The sequence below is a fragment of the Rheinheimera soli genome (assembly GCF_031457405.1).
Lineage (GTDB): Bacteria > Pseudomonadota > Gammaproteobacteria > Enterobacterales > Alteromonadaceae > Pararheinheimera > Pararheinheimera soli_A.
This window is the reverse complement of sequence record NZ_JAVDWR010000001.1, coordinates 593272-611565: the sequence shown is the minus strand read 5'-3', so window position 1 is coordinate 611565 and position 18294 is coordinate 593272. Positions and strand designations below refer to the sequence as shown.

Sequence of the window (18294 nt, the reverse complement as noted above, 5' to 3'; positions counted from 1 at the left end):
CTCATTTAATTCGCACAGACCTCTATGTACGACGACGTACAGACTTCAGGGCCGGAACCGCTGAAGCTGGGGTCGATCGGTCTCTACCTTAAATTTATACATGGAGTTTCAGATGCCTCATTTAAAAGGAGCGCAGAAAAACCATCTGCTGGCTGCCCTGCCTGCCGATGTTCAGGAACGATTATTACCCCATATGGAGTGTGTTGAATTACCTCTGGGCAAAGTCTTGTATGAATCCGGCGATACATTGCGTTATGTCTACTTCCCCACCAATTCTATTGTCTCCTTATTATATGTGATGGAGAGTGGCGCTTCTGCCGAAATTTCGGTGGTGGGGAATGAAGGTTTAATTGGTGTCGCTCTTTTTATGGGCGGCGAAAGCACCACCAGCAGAGCCATAGTGCAAAGTGCGGGCCAGGCCTATCGTTTATTGGGCCAACGCTTAAAAGATGAATTTAATCGCCATGGCGCTTTGCTGCATACCTTACTTCGCTACACTCAGTCCCTGATCACTCAAATGGCTCAAACGGCCGTGTGTAACCGCCATCACTCTATTGACCAGCAATTGTGCCGCTGGTTGTTGTTATCACTGGACAGGCTGGAAGGGAATGAACTGGTGATGACACAGGAACTGATAGCCAATATGCTCGGGGTGCGCCGTGAAGGAGTCACAGACGCGGCCGGACGTTTACAGCGCTTAGGGGTGATTGAATACCACAGAGGTCGTATACAGGTGCTGAACCGGGTCAAACTTGAAAGCTTAAGTTGTGAATGTTATGCCGTAGTGCGTAAAGAATCAGACCGTTTATTAGCCTGGGCCAAATACACAGACAAAGTTTAACCTTGGGTTTCATACTTCGTTTTAGCTAAGTTTTGCCCCTGGTGGCCCCGGACATGCTCAGCGGCTTCGTAATGCGTGTATCAGCTCAAGCTGAGTCATAGATGAACTGCCACTGATATGCTTTTTTCGGGCTTTTTTGCGCAAGGTGTCAATAGGCTCTTGCTCTAATCTGCCTGGTTCAGCCTGGCTAAGCTGCGTTTTATCGGCGTTTTTTGCTGAGTTTTTCCGCTTCGTATGCTTTTCCCTTTTAGCAGCTCTGGTACCTGATGCTGCGAGTTCATCAGCACCGGATCCTTTTTTTATAGTCGGGCGGGCCACAGGCTGATTTTTTTTGTAAGGAACTGCTTTTTCTTCCTCGTTTTCTTCAAGGTATGTTGCTTTTTTTCTTTGATCTTTAGTGTATTTTTCTTTGCTGCCAGCAGCCATCACACTTCCCCTACAGACTCTCACACCTGCTTCAGCACAGGCTCAGTTTTATAGTGGTCAGGCATGAACTGCCAGCAGCCCTGACTTGCCAGCAGCAATGCCTGTGTTTATTCCTTATCGTGTGTTGCGGCCAACTCTTTCGCCATTTTTAAATGATTTTGCAGTTTAGGTAAGGTTTTAGTCGCAAAAGCTGCTATCTCAACATCATCAGAGAGCGTAGCCCGCTGGAATAATTCGATAGTGTCTTCGTGTGCTGCAACCTGGTTTTTTGCATAACCTTTATCAAAGGATTCACCATCACGTTGTTCTAACATGAATTTTTTCGCTTTGTTGCTCAGTTCTGCTTCATCAGATACCTCAAGGTTTTTCTTGCTTGCAATACCTGCGAGTTCGGCGTTAGCGGCTGAATGATCAGTAATTATTGTTTGGGCAAAGGCTTTGATATCAGCAGAGCTTGATTTCTGTTGCGCCATTTTTGCGCCCTCTATTTTTGCAATGCCTTTTGCAGATACTTCTTCCACAAAGTCGTCGGCATCGATTTTGTCCGCAGCAAAAGCCAGGCTTGATGCTGCACCTAAGATACATACCAGAGCACCAGTGGATAGAATTCTGTTCATGTTCATCATTGAATACCTCATTGGATTAATTTTAAATTCGGAAAGATAACCAACAACAGGGCTACCAGAGCGAACCCCATACTGGCGAATAAAAACACAGGTTTCAGTATGGTATCGAACATTGAATGGCAAAAACCGCAACTCCGGAACGGATCGGGTCGCTGTTATTTTTCATCAGAAAAAACAGTTAAACCTTTGACTCAAAAATTAATTTCACGGAAAAAAAATTCTCTGTACGGCGCCGTACAGACCGCGCAGAAGAATCAGATGATGCTAATGCTGGTCAATGTTGACCGTAGATTAATACATGGAGTTTTGGATGCCTCATTTAAAAGGCCCACAGCAGAATCATCTGCTGGCTGCCCTGCCTGCCGAAGTTCGGGAAAGATTGTATCCGCATATGGAATTTGTTGAATTGCCTCTTGGCAAAGTGTTGTATGAATCCGGCGATACCCTGCGTTACATTTACTTCCCCACCAATTCCATCGTCTCCTTGTTGTATGTGATGGAAAGTGGCGCTTCTGCCGAAATTTCGGTGGTGGGTAAAGAAGGTTTAATTGGTGTCGCACTCTTTATGGGCGGCGACAGCACCACCAGCAGGGCCATAGTACAAAGCGCTGGTCAGGCCTATCGTTTATTGGCACAACGTGTAAAAGATGAATTTCATCGCCATGGCGCTCTGCTGCATACATTTTTGAGGTACACCCAGGCCCTGATCACTCAAATGGCACAAACTGCGGTCTGTAACCGCCATCACTCTATTGACCAGCAATTGTGTCGCTGGTTGTTATTGTCGCTCGACAGACTGGAAAGCAATGAACTGAAAATGACGCAGGAGCTGATTGCCAATATGCTGGGGGTGCGTCGTGAAGGAGTCACAGATGCGGCCGGACGTTTACAACGTTTAGGGGTGATTGAATACCACAGGGGTCATATACAGGTGCTTAATCGCGCCAAACTTGAAAGCTTAAGTTGTGAATGTTATGCCGTAGTGCGTAAAGAGTCAGACCGTTTATTGCCATGGACCAAAAGCCCTGCCAACGCCTGACCTTCCCCCCGGATAAACAGATCAGTCAGTCTGGGTTGACTGACCTCTGGCTCTGCTTCGCTTTATCCGGCGACGCAGTTTTTGCATAAAAGCAGGACTTAAACAGGGCCTGCTTTTTTCAAGCTGCACAAGGGCTGTTACCAACGGTACAGCAGCGGGTTGTTTCTTCATAACACAGCCTTTGTTCTGTCCGTTGTACCTTCTTTCTTTTTATAGTTCCGGATGATCATAAGTAAGCCTGCTTCAAATAAAGATTCAACCTGACACAATGCCGCAAGAGGCTTCTGTGCGTCAGCGCTCTGACACCAAAGTTTAGTGCTGTGGCGAACAGAAATCTGCAATCGAATCAAACAGAATAGAATTTAGTACTCCTTAACAAGGCGCGTCTGATGCATACAGACCAACCGCACAACAAACTTTTGCAACAACTGTCTGACGAAGAACAACAAGCGGTCATGCGACACAGCAAAACCATCAAGATGGAATTTGGCCAGCTGTTATGCGAAGAAGGAAAAAACTGTGGTTATGTTTACTTTCCTTTGTCGGGTTTTATCTCCGTTCTGACGTCGATGCAGCACAATCAAGGCTTAGAGGTTGGCTTAATTGGCAATGAAGGTATGCTCGGCGTTTTATCTTGTGTGGGTGTGCATGCTTCGCCTGTACAGGCTGTAGTTCAGGGCGATGGTACAGCCTTGCAGATTGAAACCCAGGTTTTTGTCTCTGAACTGAAGCACAGCATTAAATTACAGCAATTGATGCAACAGTATCTGGCATTTTATGTCGTCCAACTGACCCGTTTAGTCTGCTGCAATCATTACCATGAAACTGAACCCCGTTTGGCCCGCTGGCTGTTAATGACCCACGACAGAGCTGGCGGCGATCAATTTTTTCTGACCCACCAGTATTTAGCCTCTATGTTAGGAGTAAGACGCAGCAGCGTGACTGAAGCTGCAGGCTCTTTGTTACAAAAAAAAATCATCGATTACCACAGAGGCCAAATTCATATTTTAAATCGAGCCGCACTGGAGAAAGCCTGCTGCAGCTGTTACCGCGATTTACTCGACAAGCAGCAGCTTTTTTTACCTGACTTACCTTATCCAAATACCGGCTTTGTTCGTTGACGAACGGAAGCTACGCCCTGAACGGGGCAGACTCGGGGTCCGGTATGATGCCGCTGCGCCGGCAGCTCAGGCGAAAGCCTCAAGGAGTTCTCAGTGAATTACAACGATAAAGACCAATATGGCATTTATAAAACCAGTAACCTGCCTGAACATGGTAATCAGGGCCCTGGTCCTGGCCTGATGGGCGCCGAAACCCTGATAGGTAATGATGTCTACAATCAGCATGAAGAAAAAGTGGGTGATATCAAAGAACTGATGTTGGATATGAAGGACGGCAAAGTCAGTTATGCCGTATTGTCCTTCGGCTCTTTTTTAGGCATGGGTGAAAAACTCTTTGCGGTGCCATGGAATGCACTGATCCTGGATACGGAAAACAAAAGATTTAAACTGGACATTGATAAAGACAGGTTAGAGAACGCGCCTGGTTTTGATAAAGATAACTGGCCGGATATGGTCGACAATACATGGCGCGAACTGATCCATAGCTACTACAACAGAACCAACTGATTGCACAGCGCCTGATGAAAGAGTGCTGATGGTATCAACAAGCTAAGCCCTGAACCCTGATTTCAGGGCTTTTTCATTATAAGTACGCCAACGCACAGACGACTAAAACCACTTCCCTCAAAGTAGGCTTTTCGCCAACTATATGGAGTACTTCATGTTAGAAACTATTGTTGCGGTGCTGGTGATCTTATGGCTTTTGGGCATGGTTTCATCCTATTCGCTGGGGGGGGCATTGCACCTGTTACTGGTTGTTGCCCTGGTGCTTTTTGTACTGCGTATAGTGCAAAGACGCCGTCTCTGACCACAGAACCCCGGCATTATTCTGCTGTTTTATTGACTCAGGTTGCCCAGTGAACCAGCCCTTTTGGGGTCTGAACAAAGTAACCTTTATTGGAGAATACATATGATTATTAAACCATTATTGCTGGCGACCTTGCTGGCAGTGACAGTCCTTGGCAGCCTGAGCTGTGCTTCTACCCGTACCTCTGAAGGCACAGGCGAGTATGTCGACGACACAGTGATCACCGCTAAGGTGAAAGCGGCATTTTTGGGCGAAAAAGGCTTAAAAGTGGCTGAGATTAACGTCGAAACCTTCAAGGGCACAGTGCAACTCAGTGGCTTTATTAATTCGCGTGCTGATGCAGACCGCGCTATTACGCTGGCTCGTAACGTATCTGGCGTAACGTCGGTAAAAGACGACATGCGTATTAAATAAGCTTTTTCTTACTTTAGCGCGGCAGCGCACTGAAGTGCGCTTTGATTCCTCCTACTTTAGTTAAGCGTCACCCCCCTGCATGCTTTGCACTTTCGCAGAAGCATACAGGTCAAGGAGAATACTAATGACTACATCTAAAGATAAAACAGCGAAGATCAGTCCTATTATTGCCGGCACACCTATTACTACGACCACAACAACAAAAGATCCAAAAACGACTAAAGCGTCAACAGCTGCAACCACACAAAAAAGCCAGGGCCTGACCAGCCCACAGCAAAACAAAACAACAGATGATGCCTGGCAAAAACGTGTCGGCGCTGCACATAAAGTGTGGAGCAAGCTGTCCGAAAGCGAGCTGAAAAAATCAGCAGGCGAACCGGCTAAATTATCTGAACTGGTGCAAACGCGTTACTCCATCAGTCGACCGGATGCCGATAAGCAAGTGAAGAACTTTATCGATAATCGCGGTTAATTCAACAAAGGAAAGCCAGATGAAACTGATAAAAAAACAACATTCCGCCTTACTGGTACTGATGCTCAGTAGTTTATCAGTTCCAGTGCTGGCTCAAGACAACAAAGCCAGGCAGGACCTGCTTGACGCACGGCTGGAAAGTCAAATTTTGACCACCTATCAGCTCAGCCCTTATTTACGCCACGATGACATCAGTGTCGCAGTGAAAGATGGTAAAGCCACTATCACAGGCAAAGTAGAAAGTGATGTAAACAAAGATTTGGCCACCGAAATTGCCCAAGGCGTAAAAGGTGTCAGCGATGTTGATAACAAGATGATCACCGAAGAAAACTACCAGACACCAGTGCGTAAAGCTGGTCCAAGTTATGCCGAAATTATTGACGATGCCAGCGTTACCGCAGCAGTGAAATCTAAATTGATGTGGAGCCGCTACGTCGACAGCGGCAGCACTAAAATCACCACAAAAAAAGGCATGGTGACCTTAACAGGAACTGCGGAAACCAAAGAAGCAGTTGAACTGGCGGGAAATTTAGCCATGACCACCCGCGGCGTAATGTCGGTGGACAATAAACTGACGGTAGAAGTCAACCCGGATAACAAATCCAAACCCGGTACTGTGATGGCAGACAGCTGGATCACCACCAAGGTTAAATCCACTTTTATGTACTCCCGTAATGTCGACGGCTCGGACATTGCGGTCAACACCAGCAAAGGTGTGGTGACTCTTGAAGGCCTGGTTGACAGTGGCTCTGAAAAAGCTCTGGCCGTGCAACTGGCTGAAAATATCAAAGGTGTGCAAAGCGTAAAGGCTGGCAGTTTAACCTTTAAATAACGTGTTTTAAGTAACGATTTTGCGGTTACAGCTGCTGATATGGCCCAAAGCAGCACCTGTGACAGCATGAATTAGCTAGTACTCTAATCCAGGTATTAGCTAATTTTTTTTGATTTTTTCCTCGCCGAACCTTCTCTTTCGCATTTATCCAACAGATCCGCATAAAAATCAGCCAACCAGCCAAATAAAGACTTCAGCCGAACTGGAAAGCCACAGCTAATTGCTGCAGTATAAAAGCTTAACTCTGTGTAATGGGAAGCTGCTGTGCCTGATAGTTTAAGTTTATTACCCGCCATAGTGGCTATTGCCGTTGTCATCTGGCGCAAAGAAGTTATTTTGGCGCTGATCCTGGCCGTTGCTTGTGCCGAAGTTCTACTTTATTTAAAACAACCCGAATTGAGTGTATTTGGCGCTTTATTGCATGGTCCGGTGCAAAGTCTGGAGCGTATTATTTCTGTCACCTCTTCTGCCGATAACAGCAGGATCCTGCTATTTTCTTTGCTGATAGGGGCGCTAATGGCTTATATGCGGGATTCTGGTGGTGTGTCGGCTATGGTGGACTGGTTTATCCGCAAGGGAGTGGCTCGCACTAAACGTCAGGCCGGCTTTATCAGTTACGGCATAGGCATTCTGGTCTTTATCGAATCCAACCTGAGTGCTTTAACAGCAGGCATAGTCTCCCGTGGTTTGTACGATAAATTTAAAATGAGCCGCGCCCGCCTGGCTTATATAGTCGACAGCACCAGCGCTCCTATTTGTATTTTGGTGTTACTTAATGGCTGGGGTGCTTATGTACTGGGGCTTTTAAGCACTTACAACTTGCCGGAGTCGGCAATCTCCGTTTTAATTGGCAGTATTCCACTGAATTTTTATGCCCTCTTTACACTGATTGTGGTGTTCTACACCATCTATACCGACAAAGTCTATGGCCCGATGAAACAGGCCGAAATTGATTTAAATACAGTGTCTAACCAGAGTGATATTGAAATAGCTCCCAGCAGTATGTCGCTGATGTTAGTGCCCTTACTGACTCTGGTTCTGGGTATGGTTGCCTTTATGCTCTGGACAGGCAACGGTAGTTTAGTCGAAGGTTCAGGCGCCAAAGCTGCGCTCTACGCTACCACTTTAGCTTGTGTGGTGGCTTATGGCCTGATGGCTTACAGCCGGAAATTTAATCATCAGCAACTGGTGACTATTGGTTTTAAAGGCATGAGTGAGCTGCTGCCTTTGGTCAGCATAGTGTTATTGTCGCTGGCTTTGGGCAGTGCGATGAAAGATCTCGGCACCGGGCTTTATGTCGCTTCTTTTGTTAAAGAGTCCACACCACTGGTACTTATCCCCGCTTTACTTTTTATCGCGGGCGCCATTATTTCTTTTACCACAGGCACTTCGTGGGGCACTTTTGCTATTTTAATTCCTATTGGTATGCCGCTGGTAGAAATGCTGGGCTTGCCCCCTTCTCTGCTGCTGGCCGCTATTTTAAGTGGGGGGATCTGGGGCGATCACTGCTCACCTATCTCCGATACCACTGTGGTCAGTTCAGTCGCATCAGGCTGTGATGTATTGGAACATGTAAAAACTCAGCTGCCTTACGCACTGTTTTGTGGCTCTTTAGCGCTGATCGCCTTTTTAATCAGCGGCTGGTTAATGATTGGCTAGAGCTGGTTAATACTGAAGATAAATGGGATGAACATCAGATGAAAACACAAGCCTTAGTCGCCTTTAGCTGTTTTATGGTGCTGTCCTGTGCCAGCACTGTCCAGCAACAGAGTTCTGCCCCCAAAACTGCGCAAGCAAAACCAATCAAAGAACAACGACCTGTTCGGATTGAAGCCACTAAAGCTGCCGATATAGTGGATGTACTGACAGTGACCAGCAAAGTTCAGGTGAGTATGGCTTATGCTGGCGATAGTAACTTTACCGGCAAAGCAGTACCAGGATATCAGGCCAATAGCTGCTATTTAGAAAAAAATGCAGCTCAAGCTTTGGCCAAAGTGGCACAACAGGCAGAGCGTTTGGGTTATCAGTTGCAACTGTTCGATTGTTACCGGCCTCAGCGTGCATCCAACCACTTTATGGTGTGGCTTAACAATGCAGCAGATCAAAGCACTAAAGCGGCTTATTACCCAAACATAGAGAAAAACCAGCTAACCCCGGGTTATATAGCTGCCCATTCAGGCCATAGCCGCGCATCTACTGTGGATTTAACCCTACTGCGAAAAAATGCCGCAGGACAGTGGCAACAGCTGGATATGGGGGGAACTTATGATTTATTTGACCCTGTGTCGCATTCAGACAGTGATGCTGTGAATGCACAGCAAAAAGCCAACCGTTTATTGCTCAAAGATCTGATGCAACAACAGGGTTTTGCCCCTTATGCCATGGAATGGTGGCATTTCACGCTTTCCAACGAAAAATACCCTGACACCTACTTCGATTTTGAGATCCGCCAGCCGTTAAACTAGTAAAGCTACCAGTAGGCAATTCAATAGCTGTAGCTATACTCAGCAGTGGCAAGTCAGCTGAAAAGCTGCACACGCAAAACTATGGGCCTAAGGTTGAATCAACTAAGGTTGCCAGGTTGCAGCATTCTATCAGGAGAATTGTAAATTCATCTGTTTGCTTCAGCCCAGTGCGTCCTCTGTCCATGGTTTTTCCTCCTCGCCAGTAAGCCAGGTGCTTTGCGCTCTAAAAATGCAGCGTGCTGCTTAAGGATCACTAGCAGGAACTGATTGAGACTACATCGGAGGTATGGGCAATGTTCAACACCAGGCTAAAAACCGAGTTAATGCAAAGTCAGCAGCAACTTCAGTCTTACACTCATTATCTGAATTCAATTAAGCAAAATATAGCGGTGATCGAATTTACCCCATTGGGTATCATACTGAGCGCCAACCAGGCTTTCCTTGATACTGTGGGTTATAGCCTGGATGAAATAACAGGCCAGCATCACCGTATCTTTTGCGAAGCGGACTACGCGCAAAGCTCTGACTACAGCAATTTTTGGCAGCAACTGGCCGCAGGAAAAAGTCAGTCCCTGACCTTTTTACGATTGGGTAAACAAGGTCAGAAAATTTGGCTGGAAGCGACTTATTTTCCGGTGTTGGAACAAGGCGTCGTGACCAAAGTGGTTAAGTTTGCTTCTGACGTTAGCGATAAAACCCGCCAGCAGAAAGAGCAGGAAGCTGTGATTGATGCATTGCAAAAATCACAGGCCATTATTGAATTCACCCCTGAAGGTGAAATTCTCAACGCCAACACAAACTTTCTAACTACTGTAGGTTACCCCCTGGAGCTGATCCGTGGTCGCCACCATCAGATGTTTTGTTTTGATGATTTTTATCGGGAAAATCCGGATTTCTGGCAGGACCTAAAGCAAGGCCACTACAAAACAGGCCAATTTGAACGCAGAAACAGTCAGGGAGACTCGATTTGGCTTGAAGCCACCTACAACCCGGTGTTTGATGAAGACCACAAGGTAGTGAAAGTCATTAAATTCGCCAGCGATATTACGGCACTGATCAAACAACGTCAGGCCGTTAGCCAGGCCAGCATGACAGTGCAGCAGATCTCACAGCAAAACAGTGCACTATTTTTGCAAGGCGTTGAATTGTTAAGCCAAAGTGTTCGCAACTCGCTTTCTATTGAACAGGAAGTGGCACAAGCTTCTGAGCTATTGCAACAACTGGCAGAGCAGTCTCAGGCCATTTATGCCATGGTGAATACCATTCGCAGTATTGCTGATCAAACTAATCTGCTGGCGTTAAATGCCGCTATTGAAGCCGCCAGAGCTGGTGATCATGGCCGTGGTTTTGCAGTGGTTGCAGATGAAGTCCGCAGCCTGGCTTCACGCACTGGTGTCTCCACTGTCGAAATTGAGCAGGTGGTAAAAACCAATCTGGGCCTGACACAAGATGCGCTGAGCAGAATGGAGCTTGCCTGCGCTGAGTCTGAAAAAGGCAGTCAATTGAGTCATCAAACCTCCACTGTGTTCACTGGTATTCAGCAAGCCAATACCAAAATGACAGACGCCATCGCTGAACTGGCCACTTTTGTCTGATGCCATTTGTACCGGAACATGACCTGAGGTAAGGTGCTCCCTTCATCCACATTGACGAAGGGGATAGTTTTGTCTGCACTTTCAGGTATTCGCCATCTGATCATCATCTGCAGTTCTCTGTTTATTCTTGCCTGTAGTCATAGCGGAGAAATACAACAAGAGAATGTACTTTTGCTTTTACAGCAGAAGCTACATCAGGCTGGTTTACCTGCAGATACCCTCGCCTTTGTCGCTTATCCGCTGGACAATCCGGCTGAAAAAATCAGCTTTCAGGCCGATAAATCTATGCAACCGGCCTCGACCATGAAGCTGCTGACCAGTATCACTGCATTGGAACAATTAGGCCCGGCTTATCGAGGTAAAACTCAGTTACGCTCTTATGAACAAGCTCAAAAAACCATGCAACACCCTTTGGTGCTTAAAGGTGTAGCTGATATGGATTTTACGCTGCAAGAACTCTGGTACTTGCTGCAACAGGCGCATGATCAGGGCATACGTCAGGTGCCTGCCTTTCAGATCGACCGCAGCTGGTTTAATCCGGCCCGTCCTGAGCTAACGGCCTTACCTTTTGATGAAACGCCACGCGAATATTACAACCTGCTGCCAGATGCCTTGTTTTTACAACGTAATATGCTGGGCATCAAACTAGAGTCCACTGCGGATAAAGTCTCAGGGCAATTCTACCCTTCGCTAAAAGGGCTGGAGCTGGTGACAACTCAGGTTCAGTTAACAGATATGCCCTGCTCAGAGTGGTATCCACATCCACAACAGCTGGCCTTTAAACGTCAGCCAGACGTTGTGCAACTGGTGTTGCAGGGTGAGTTTCCGAAAAACTGCCAAAAACGTGATTATTTGCAACTGATCAACAGAGTGGATTTCAGCCGTTTAGTCATTCAGCAACTGTGGCAACAGATCTCCGGACAAAAAGACGTTCCTGTACTGGAGCAAAAAACAGCAAATGCCTCAGTGCTGCTGGCAGAACATCAAAGCCGCACCCTGGCTGAAGTGCTGCGGGATATCAATAAAAGCTCAGACAATGCCGTCACCCGTCAGCTGTATTTAGCTTTAGGCGCGCAACAAGGCAAAGCTGAAACTGAATGGACAGCAACGACCTCAGAGCAACAAATACGAGACTTCATCAGCAGTTTAGCTTTGGATCACCGCAGCCTGACGTTAGAAAACGGCTCTGGTTTATCCCGCACCGAACGCATCAGCCCGTTGTTGATGACAGCCCTGCTACAGCATGCTTACCAGGCCAGCTATCAGCCGGAATTGATCGCAAGCATGCCTCTTGCTGGCGTGGACGGCACCTTAAAGCGACGTTTTACTCAACCTCAGACTCAAGGCAAAGCACGATTAAAAACCGGCACTTTACGTAATGTAGTGGCACTGGCGGGTTTTGTGACAGACCAAAGTGGCCGCATCTGGGTGGTAGCCAGCTTTATCAATGACCCCAAAGCTGGCCGTGGACGGCATGTACTGGATGATTTGATTGAATGGATCACCAGACAAAACAACAAAAATAGCCAGCAATAGGCCAGTCTGTCTGGTGTAGTGCTTTACTTCATGTTAATCTTCTTGATAACTATTCTCATCTAAGTATAATTAATGGAGTGTTTGATGAAAAGTTCTGCATTGGTATTCAGTTGTGTTGTGTTAGTCGCCAGCTCATTGACGGCTATGGCGTCTGAGCGCCCGGATCATTTTAAAGGCAAAGAGTCCAAAACTCTGGCTGAAGCTGTGGCTAACTTTAAAGAAGCCAATCAACGTTTTGCCCAGCTGCAATCAGCGCAGCTTACGCCTGAGGCTATGGCTGAAATTCATCAGCTTACCTACAGCATGGAAGTAGCGCTGGAAAAAATTCATCAGGAAACAGCCCAACTCAAAGTGGTGCTGGAAGAAGTGCATCTTGCTTCTGAAAAAATGGATACCAATACAGTGCAGCAACAAGGTGCTTTGTATCTGAAAAATGCGACGACGCTGATCAAATAAGGCTGAGGACAGCGACGAATAAGCCCTCTGTTGCCTGTGACCTAAAGCCCCTGGCGAAAAAAAGGCCAGTCTCAGGACTGGCCCCGCAAACCCTATTCAAACAGGGTTCTGCTGCTTCAGGACATTCATCAGGAATGCGGGTATACACCCTATTTTTCGTAACTCAAATCCATTTTAGCTACGAAGTATTTAGCCCGGTCGCACCCGGACTAAAACCATGCAGAGCAGCCAAACGCGGCTCTGTCAGAATACAAGGACAAACAAAAACTGAAAAAACTGATGAGTCAGTTTATGCTCCGGTAAGTTCACCTATACAATGTAACCGATTACAAATCCATCTGTAGTATGCCAGACCCTGAGCTGAAACAGAACGCCCATTCTGAAAAAAATGACCACTAATCAGGCAAGACACTGACAGATCCAGCGCTTGCCAAGCGATTTTGAATACGCTTCAATGTCAGCTGTAATTCATGAACTGGTCAACAGAGCCCGCAGAGGAATAATGGCGTCCACTTTTTCACCTTTAGACTGGCTGATGTTTGTTTTGTATTTTGTGCTGCTGGCCCTGACCGGCTGGTGGATCAACCGCAGTGGTGCAAAAAACAGTCAGGAATATTTTATTGGCAGCAACAGCATGCCGACCTGGCTGGCAGCCATCTCTGTATTAGCCACAGCTCAATCTGCCGCTACTTTTTTAGGTGGCCCTGATAGTGGCTATCGCAGCAATCTGACCTACCTTGCCAGCACTCTGGGCGCTTTAATGGCGGCTTTTTTTGTTGGCTACTTTTTAATTCCACGATTTTATCGCTACAAAGTCAGCACTGTTTATGAACTGCTTGAATTACGTTTTGGCAGCAAAGCGAAAAAACAGGCGGGGTTAATGTATTTGTTTGGCCGTATCTTTGCCAATGGCGCCCGGCTTTATATGGCAGCTATAGCTGTGTCTATGATCTTATTTACCGATATTGCCTTGCACCATGTAGTTTGGTCTATCGCCCTGCTTTGTCTGGTGGCGTTGTTGTATTCGATTTTTGGTGGCATTAAATCTGTGATTTATGGCGATGCTTTTCAGTGTTTTGTTTATGTTGGCGCCGCAGTCCTGGTGCTGCTGTATTTATGGCAGTCTATTCCTGCCGATTTTGCTACGGTCTGGCAGGCGTTAGAGCATCCGCCTGAAAACGCCGCCAGTAAACTGCTTCTGATCGACACCAGCTGGGATTTTAGTTCAGCCAGTGCTTTTACACTCTATTCCAGTGTCACTGGCCTGTTTTTGCTTTACATCGCCTCTTTTGGCTTGGATCAGGATATGACCCAACGCGCTCTAACCTGTAAAAATGCCCGCCAGGGCTCTTTAGCCATTATCTGGTCTGTGGTTTTAGTCATACCTGTGACCCTGCTGTTTATTGTCATTGGCTTTTTATTACATATCTTTTATCAAAGACCGGATCTGATGGCGGGGTCCGGCGCTATGATGCAAAGCAGCCAGTTCAGCGGCGAAAATATCACTGTTTTTATGTATTACGTCTTGCATGAAATGCCAGCCGGTTTGCGTGGTTTAGTCACAGTAGGTGTGATAGCTGCAGCAGTCTCTACTCTGACATCAGGTTTAAATTCTATGGCTTCTGTGATTATTCAGGATTTATACAAGCCCTGGCAGCAACAGCGCTCAGAGAAACCAGAACCCTATTATGTTGCAGCTGCACGCTGGTCTATGTTGCTTTGTGCTGCTGCCTTGGCGTTGATGGCGATGTTATGTTTCTACTGGCAACAAAAAAGCGATATGCCACTGCTGACTTTTGCTTTAGGCGTGATGGTATTTAGCTACAGCGGTTTGCTTGGGGTCTACGCCAGTGCACTTTTTAGCAAACGTGGCAGCCCCACATCAGTATTGGCCGCTTTAATAGCTGGTTTTGTCATCACGTTGCTGCTGCAACCTTATCTGCAAAGCTATTATTTACCTGTGCACTGGCAGTTTGATTTGGCCTTTAGCTGGCAGCTTTGTATAGGTTTTGCCTGCTCTTTTGTGATTTGTCAGTTGGGTAGAAACAGTCACGCCGTGGCACAAACAGAACTCAACGGAGTGCCGGCCTGATGCGAAGTTTTCTGCTTTTAGTCTGCTGCATTGCTTTTAGCTCTGCTGCTTTTAGCTGTAGCGCTCAAACCAAAGAGATCCAAACAGGGGCCAGCCAGCTGGCAACAGGACCGGGCTCTTCCCCTGTTGAGCTGGCATCTAAACAGACAGGCCTGGTGGTGAATCAAAGCTCAGTGGTGGGCAACACCCATCTGGTTGAGTTGTTATTGCAGCAAGGTCTGCAGGTAAAAAAGATCTTCTCGCCTGAACATGGTTTTCGTGGCACTGCTGATGCAGGAGCCAAAGTAGAAAACAGCATAGACCCACAGACTGGATTAGCTGTGTTTTCCTTGTATGGCAAAGACAAAAAGCCACCAGCAGAAGCACTCGAAGGTATCAATCTGTTGATTTTTGATCTGCAGGATGTGGGCGTGCGTTATTACACCTATTTATCCACTTTGCATTATGTGATGGAAGCAGCCGCAGAGCAGAATATCCCGCTGCTGGTGCTCGACAGACCCAACCCCAACGGCGCTTATGTTGATGGCCCTGTGCTTGACAAGAACTACCAGTCTTTTGTTGGCTTGCACCCTATCCCACTTTTACATGGTATGACGCTGGGCGAACTGGCTTTGATGATCAAAGGCGAAGGCTGGATTAATAAGGCTGAACAATTAAAGCTCTATGTACTGCCAGTAAAAAACTATCAGCGGGATATGCCGTATGAGTTACCGGTGCGGCCTAGCCCGAATCTGCCGAATGCTCAGGCCGTAGCTTTGTATCCGTCTTTAGGATTTTTTGAAGCCACTCCTTTAAGTATTGGCCGGGGCACCGACTTTCCGTTTCAGGTGTTGGGTTATACCAATCCACCTTTAGGAAAATTTGCCTTTAGCCCTGTGCCTAAAGTTGGTGCAGCCCTTCATCCACCATTAAAAAACCAGCTGGTGTTGGGGCTGGATTTACGGGAAGTAAAAGCTGGCGGTCTGGATTTGAGTTATTTAATTCAGGCGCAGGCTGTTTTTGCCACACATCAGTTGACACTGTTTAATGCGCCGGATTTTATGGATAAGCTGTCAGGTAGCAGCAAGCTCAGGCAACAACTGGAGCAAGGCTGGACAGAACCCCAAATTCGCCAGAGCTGGCAGAGTGAGTTAATGAAGTTCAGGCAACAACGCCAGCCTTATCTGCTGTATCCGGACCACCACTAATCAAGCCGGGAAAAGCTCTGCCATCTGAGTCAAAGTAGCGCCCGTTACACGGTTAATGCGCCAGTCGTGCAGCATCACAGCACCTAAGGACTGATAGAAGTCGATAGCGGGTTGATTCCAGTCCAGCACAGACCATTCCAGACGGCCACAATCACGTTCTACCGCCAGCTTCGCCAGATAAGTGATCAAGGCTTTGCCCACCCCGACACCACGGCAAGCTGGTTCAACAAACAAATCTTCCAGATAAATACCAGGCTTGGCTAAAAAGGTGGAGTAGTTATGGAAAAACAACGCAAAACCCACGTCTTTGCCCTGATAATTAGCCAGCACTACTTCAGCATAAGGGGTGGCATTAAATAAGGTGTCACGCAACTTTTGTTCAGTCGCCACCACCTGATCTGACAATTTTTCATACTCAGCCAATTGCTGAATAAAACTTAAAATAGCGGGCAGATCCGCTTCAGTAGCTAAACGTAGTTCAAGACCCTTTATGCGGGTTGAAATAATGCTCATCAGAATTCCTTAAAAAAAAGATGGGTCAGAAAAATAACGACACAAAAAACAAAGGGGCCAGAGTCATTGATCCGCTATTCGCACATCAATGACTCTGACCCCTTGGCCAACAACGGGCTAATTACTTAGCGCGGCTGCGGTATTCGTCAGTACGGGTGTCGATTTCAATCTTGTCGCCGATTTCAACGAAAGCAGGAACCATTAACTCGAAACCTGTGTCCAGCTTAGCTGGCTTCATTACTTTACCTGAAGTGTCGCCACGGGCAGCAGGTTCAGAGTAAATAACTTCACGTACAACGAATGGAGGTAAGTCAACAGAGATAGCTCGCTCGCCGTAGAAAACGACAGAACACTGCATATCCGGAACCAGATATTTCAGAGCATCCGTCATGTTGTCAGCTTCGATTTCGTACTGGTTGTACTCAGCATCCATAAATACATACATTGGGTCTGCATAGTAAGAATAAGTCACTTCTTTGGTGTCTAACATAACTTGTTCGAACTTGTCGTCAGCACGGTACACAGTCTCAAGACCGCCCCCCGTTAACAGACCTTTCATTTTCATTTTTACAACAGCGGCGTTACGACCAGATTTGTTGAATTCAGCTTTCTGAACAACCATTGGCTCGTTGTTGACCATGATCACCTGGCCAGCGCGTACTTCTTGAGCAGTCTTCATCATAATTGAAATATCTTCTTGTTAGGAAAAATTGCGCGACATTATAAGTTTATTTTCAGCAAAACGCACGAGGTTGCTGGCAAGATCTTGCTGCTGAATTAAATATTCCTGCCACTTTTTGTTATGCAATTGAATTTGTTCACTAAATTCTTTGAATGTCGCAAATTCTGTACTGATATCCTGCTCCAGATTCCATGCCATATGCAATTGTTCTATACAGGCTTTTTGTTCCTGTGACGCATGCTGCAAATACTTGTCTAAAAAGGCCTGCAGTTTGATTAAATGCGCCTGCTCTTCCTGTCGGTAAATTTGCCAGATAAAAGCTTTACCCGCCCAATGGGCTCTGATCACCGAGTCTTCACCTCGGACAAAGTTAATATCACAGCAAGCCAGAAGCTCATCGTACATAGGCTGTGGCATAAAATCTAAAATGCGGATACTTAAAGAGTTATGGTCAAAACGCCCGGTTTGAAGTTCGGAGAAAAGTTGGGTTAAATCTGTTGCCAGTTGCCCTTGCGGTACCAGTAATAAGGTTGTTTGTGCTGCATTCGCTAATTGCTCCAGCCATGGGCGGATCTGTGCCTGACTATAAGCAAATAGTGAGATTTTTTGCTGATAGTTCATCGCATCCAACAGGCCAAGTTTTTGCCAAAACTGCTGTTGTAGCTCTGTTGAATTACGGGACTTCACCAAAGAATCAACCAATCCCCGCTCTCTTAATAAACCACCGGTTTGCTCAGTAAAACCAGGGAAAAAGAAATACTTTTGCAGTGGTAACGTCGGATGAGGCGATGGCAAGGCATGACAACCGTGCACCCAGTCTTCTGCCGACAGGTATTCCAGATTAAGCCATAAAGGTTTGTCAGTAAAAGAAGCCATCCACTGTAAATAAGATGGTGGAATAGTGCAGGCTAAAGCTTCTATTACCAAATCCGGTCTGTCTGACTCTGTAAGCTCTGGCAATACAACAGTCCAATGCCTGACCAGCACCTCATTTTGCAGCTGACTGGCGAGATTTGGCTTTATGCTATGGCAAATTTTCTGAAAGCTGACTAAATCGTCGACCCACAAGGTGACTTGCCATTGATGTTCACTTTGCAACTGCCGGGCTAAACGCCAGCAAATGCCAATATCACCAAAGTTATCTACTACAGAGCAAAACAAATCGCAGCGCATGTTTTACCTTCACCTA

Annotated in this window: 20 protein-coding genes and 1 riboswitch; of the genes, 15 read left to right on the top strand and 5 right to left on the bottom strand. The window is 46.6% G+C overall.

The annotated features are described in order from the left end of the window. Nucleotides 1-112 precede the first annotated feature (112 nt). Entirely contained in the window at nt 113-841 is a 729-nt protein-coding gene (locus J2W69_RS02775) for a Crp/Fnr family transcriptional regulator (RefSeq protein WP_310274335.1), read from the top strand. 57 nt (nt 842-898) lie between these two features. Here the strand turns inward: J2W69_RS02775 and J2W69_RS02770 are convergent, their stop codons facing one another. Beyond that, a complete protein-coding gene (locus J2W69_RS02770; protein ID WP_310274333.1) occupies nt 899-1267 on the bottom strand; it encodes a hypothetical protein in 369 nt (122 codons plus the stop codon). A 107-nt stretch (nt 1268-1374) separates the two neighbouring features. After that, complete coding sequence (locus J2W69_RS02765; RefSeq protein ID WP_310274331.1) at nt 1375-2016, bottom strand: DUF4142 domain-containing protein; 642 nt, start codon at nt 2014-2016, stop codon at nt 1375-1377. Between the two features lie 187 nt (nt 2017-2203). Here J2W69_RS02765 and J2W69_RS02760 point away from each other — a divergent pair, with 187 nt between their 5' ends. The 14 genes from J2W69_RS02760 to J2W69_RS02695 all read left to right on the top strand — a co-directional run bounded on the left by J2W69_RS02760 (nt 2204) and on the right by J2W69_RS02695 (nt 15910). Continuing rightward, the gene (locus J2W69_RS02760) at nt 2204-2932 is read left to right on the top strand and encodes a Crp/Fnr family transcriptional regulator (RefSeq protein WP_310274329.1); all 729 of its coding nucleotides are present in this window, start codon (nt 2204-2206) and stop codon (nt 2930-2932) included. A gap of 389 nt (nt 2933-3321) precedes the next feature. Further along, entirely contained in the window at nt 3322-4053 is a 732-nt protein-coding gene (locus tag J2W69_RS02755) for a Crp/Fnr family transcriptional regulator (RefSeq protein ID WP_310274327.1), read from the top strand. Between the two features lie 93 nt (nt 4054-4146). Further along, entirely contained in the window at nt 4147-4560 is a 414-nt protein-coding gene (locus J2W69_RS02750) for a PRC-barrel domain-containing protein (RefSeq protein ID WP_310274325.1), read from the top strand. A 154-nt stretch (nt 4561-4714) separates the two neighbouring features. Continuing rightward, the gene (locus tag J2W69_RS02745; RefSeq protein WP_008899486.1) at nt 4715-4861 is read left to right on the top strand and encodes a lmo0937 family membrane protein; all 147 of its coding nucleotides are present in this window, start codon (nt 4715-4717) and stop codon (nt 4859-4861) included. A 102-nt stretch (nt 4862-4963) separates the two neighbouring features. Beyond that, nucleotides 4964-5275, top strand: a complete 312-nt coding sequence (locus J2W69_RS02740) for a BON domain-containing protein (RefSeq protein WP_310274322.1) — start codon at nt 4964-4966, stop codon at nt 5273-5275. Between the two features lie 124 nt (nt 5276-5399). Then, on the top strand, nt 5400-5747 hold the full coding sequence (locus J2W69_RS02735; RefSeq protein WP_310274321.1) for a hypothetical protein: 348 nt from the start codon (nt 5400-5402) through the stop codon (nt 5745-5747). Nucleotides 5748-5766: 19 nt separating this feature from the next. After that, nucleotides 5767-6579 carry a BON domain-containing protein gene (locus J2W69_RS02730; protein ID WP_310274320.1) on the top strand — a complete coding sequence of 271 codons (813 nt, stop codon included), beginning with the start codon at nt 5767-5769 and terminating at the stop codon, nt 6577-6579. Between the two features lie 264 nt (nt 6580-6843). Then, nucleotides 6844-8238 (top strand): Na+/H+ antiporter NhaC family protein, encoded by a 1395-nt coding sequence (locus J2W69_RS02725; protein WP_310274318.1) that lies wholly within the window; start codon nt 6844-6846, stop codon nt 8236-8238. Nucleotides 8239-8276: 38 nt separating this feature from the next. Continuing rightward, on the top strand, nt 8277-9044 hold the full coding sequence (locus J2W69_RS02720) for a M15 family metallopeptidase (RefSeq protein WP_310274316.1): 768 nt from the start codon (nt 8277-8279) through the stop codon (nt 9042-9044). Between the two features lie 37 nt (nt 9045-9081). Then, nucleotides 9082-9168, top strand: a riboswitch (cyclic di-GMP riboswitch). Nucleotides 9169-9337: 169 nt separating this feature from the next. After that, nucleotides 9338-10639, top strand: a complete 1302-nt coding sequence (locus J2W69_RS02715) for a methyl-accepting chemotaxis protein (RefSeq protein WP_310274314.1) — start codon at nt 9338-9340, stop codon at nt 10637-10639. A 69-nt stretch (nt 10640-10708) separates the two neighbouring features. Beyond that, entirely contained in the window at nt 10709-12175 is a 1467-nt protein-coding gene (dacB, locus tag J2W69_RS02710; protein WP_310274312.1) for a D-alanyl-D-alanine carboxypeptidase/D-alanyl-D-alanine endopeptidase, read from the top strand. 84 nt (nt 12176-12259) lie between these two features. After that, complete coding sequence (locus J2W69_RS02705) at nt 12260-12631, top strand: DUF6746 family protein (protein WP_310274310.1); 372 nt, start codon at nt 12260-12262, stop codon at nt 12629-12631. Between the two features lie 454 nt (nt 12632-13085). Continuing rightward, entirely contained in the window at nt 13086-14723 is a 1638-nt protein-coding gene (locus J2W69_RS02700) for a sodium:solute symporter (RefSeq protein WP_310274309.1), read from the top strand. Then, complete coding sequence (locus tag J2W69_RS02695) at nt 14723-15910, top strand: exo-beta-N-acetylmuramidase NamZ family protein (protein ID WP_310274307.1); 1188 nt, start codon at nt 14723-14725, stop codon at nt 15908-15910. The genes J2W69_RS02700 and J2W69_RS02695 overlap by 1 nt, the downstream gene beginning before the upstream one ends. Here J2W69_RS02695 and J2W69_RS02690 read toward each other — a convergent pair whose 3' ends face one another. The 3 genes from J2W69_RS02690 to earP all read right to left on the bottom strand — a co-directional run bounded on the left by J2W69_RS02690 (nt 15911) and on the right by earP (nt 18278). After that, nucleotides 15911-16423, bottom strand: a complete 513-nt coding sequence (locus J2W69_RS02690; RefSeq protein ID WP_310274305.1) for a GNAT family N-acetyltransferase — start codon at nt 16421-16423, stop codon at nt 15911-15913. Between the two features lie 121 nt (nt 16424-16544). Continuing rightward, nucleotides 16545-17105: an elongation factor P gene (gene efp / locus J2W69_RS02685; protein WP_473091917.1), complete on the bottom strand. Its 561-nt coding sequence runs from the start codon at nt 17103-17105 to the stop codon at nt 16545-16547. Nucleotides 17106-17123: 18 nt separating this feature from the next. Beyond that, on the bottom strand, nt 17124-18278 hold the full coding sequence (gene earP / locus J2W69_RS02680) for an elongation factor P maturation arginine rhamnosyltransferase EarP (RefSeq protein ID WP_310274303.1): 1155 nt from the start codon (nt 18276-18278) through the stop codon (nt 17124-17126). Nucleotides 18279-18294: the final 16 nt, after the last annotated feature.

Coding starts and splice junctions, on each gene's coding strand:
- J2W69_RS02715 (WP_310274314.1), top strand. CDS start 9,338: ATGTTCAACACCAGGCTAAAAACCGAGTTAATGCAAAGTCAGCAGCAA.
- J2W69_RS02690 (WP_310274305.1), bottom strand. CDS start 16,423: ATGAGCATTATTTCAACCCGCATAAAGGGTCTTGAACTACGTTTAGCT.
- J2W69_RS02695 (WP_310274307.1), top strand. CDS start 14,723: ATGCGAAGTTTTCTGCTTTTAGTCTGCTGCATTGCTTTTAGCTCTGCT.
- J2W69_RS02735 (WP_310274321.1), top strand. CDS start 5,400: ATGACTACATCTAAAGATAAAACAGCGAAGATCAGTCCTATTATTGCC.
- J2W69_RS02730 (WP_310274320.1), top strand. CDS start 5,767: ATGAAACTGATAAAAAAACAACATTCCGCCTTACTGGTACTGATGCTC.
- earP (WP_310274303.1), bottom strand. CDS start 18,278: ATGCGCTGCGATTTGTTTTGCTCTGTAGTAGATAACTTTGGTGATATT.
- J2W69_RS02700 (WP_310274309.1), top strand. CDS start 13,086: ATGTCAGCTGTAATTCATGAACTGGTCAACAGAGCCCGCAGAGGAATA.
- efp (WP_473091917.1), bottom strand. CDS start 17,105: ATGATGAAGACTGCTCAAGAAGTACGCGCTGGCCAGGTGATCATGGTC.
- J2W69_RS02705 (WP_310274310.1), top strand. CDS start 12,260: ATGAAAAGTTCTGCATTGGTATTCAGTTGTGTTGTGTTAGTCGCCAGC.
- J2W69_RS02770 (WP_310274333.1), bottom strand. CDS start 1,267: ATGGCTGCTGGCAGCAAAGAAAAATACACTAAAGATCAAAGAAAAAAA.
- J2W69_RS02760 (WP_310274329.1), top strand. CDS start 2,204: ATGCCTCATTTAAAAGGCCCACAGCAGAATCATCTGCTGGCTGCCCTG.
- J2W69_RS02745 (WP_008899486.1), top strand. CDS start 4,715: ATGTTAGAAACTATTGTTGCGGTGCTGGTGATCTTATGGCTTTTGGGC.
- J2W69_RS02775 (WP_310274335.1), top strand. CDS start 113: ATGCCTCATTTAAAAGGAGCGCAGAAAAACCATCTGCTGGCTGCCCTG.
- J2W69_RS02755 (WP_310274327.1), top strand. CDS start 3,322: ATGCATACAGACCAACCGCACAACAAACTTTTGCAACAACTGTCTGAC.
- J2W69_RS02740 (WP_310274322.1), top strand. CDS start 4,964: ATGATTATTAAACCATTATTGCTGGCGACCTTGCTGGCAGTGACAGTC.
- J2W69_RS02720 (WP_310274316.1), top strand. CDS start 8,277: ATGAAAACACAAGCCTTAGTCGCCTTTAGCTGTTTTATGGTGCTGTCC.